Origin of the sequence: Solemya elarraichensis gill symbiont (assembly GCF_002021095.1) — a bacterium.
Lineage (GTDB): Bacteria > Pseudomonadota > Gammaproteobacteria > Chromatiales > Chromatiaceae.
On the sequence record NZ_MPRK01000361.1, the window covers coordinates 1 to 1,158 of the forward strand.

Genomic DNA, 1,158 nt, shown 5'->3' on the forward strand with positions numbered 1-1,158 from the left:
GCAATACCGTGAAAGCCGGGAATTATTTCGTTTCCTCCCAGGTAGGAAACCTGGAATCCCGGTATGTAACGTAACAATTCAGGAATCGTGGTCGCGCTACTCGCCTCGATCATTTCCCGGTCAATAACGGTAATCGCCGCAGGTGCCGACTCGACAGGCTGCCTGAGACGAGTAGCGTTCAACACCACCTGATACTCGGCAAAAAATTCCTCTTCCGTTTCGGAATCAGCAACCGGGACAGCGATCACTTGAGAGGTAACAAGTAGCGGGATGAGTGCAGCAAGCCTGCTAGCAGTAAAGGGCTGGAAGATTACTGGGCGCGTGAAGGCACCTGTGAAGAGTATACCCATTGAGCATACGTCCTTGATTAGATATCACGTTGTTTCCTTACTTCAATGAACTTTATCATATAGAACATCAGCTTGCTGCCAAAACGACAAACTGCAGGCGCCAGTTTGAAAAATATTGAGTTACTCACAACAAGACAACAAGCAATAAATCAAAAGCTGTACGTATAAAAAAGATACAGACTTATCTCACTCTATTTAATATTCATTCGATAACAAACAATACACATTTCTCTAAGCCGACAGCATGAATAACCACGGATTTGAATGAATCGTGGCAGCTTGCCAGAGACTTGCTATAAAATGATTGAAGGGTGGTACGACTTAAAAACTGTACTTTGCACTCAAGAGAATTCGGCGCTCTCCTGAATCTCTGCCACGCAAATTGATCTTCTCTTCATCGAAAATGTTTTGCGCGGTCAGTGAAACATCCAGTTCACCGTTCGTGGTTTTAAATTTTCTTGCCAGCTTGAGGTCGGCCCAGCTCACCGGAACAGTCGAGGCCGCCGAAAAATTCCATCTCAAGTCGTCGACATAAAACAATGAGATACTGCCAAGCCAGTCATTGGCGAAGCGATGAGAATAGAGAAGACTCAGGGTTTGCTCAGGACTGGATAAGGCAACAGCTTCAACCAGGTCACTGTTATCTCTCTCGAGTTCCTTGACATAACTATAGCCAAGATGCAGAGAATCAGTTTCGCCTGTATAACTGAGTTGTAGCTCAAAACCCGCTTGCTCATACTCATTCAAGCGCGAATAAAACTCGGGACCAAATTCATCGAACAATATAATGCGGTCGGTGAAGTCATGG

At 45.3% G+C, this 1,158-nt stretch carries 2 protein-coding genes; both read right to left on the reverse strand.

Annotation, left to right across the window (positions count from 1 at the left end; all coding sequences use genetic code 11):
* The coding region (locus BOW51_RS10935; RefSeq protein ID WP_153039652.1) for a TonB-dependent receptor plug domain-containing protein at positions 1-350 on the reverse strand (350 nt) is incomplete at its 3' end.
* 321 nt (positions 351-671) lie between these two features.
* Positions 672-1,158, reverse strand: a 487-nt coding sequence (locus BOW51_RS11370; RefSeq protein WP_167367354.1) for a TonB-dependent receptor, incomplete at its 5' end; no start/stop codon positions are given.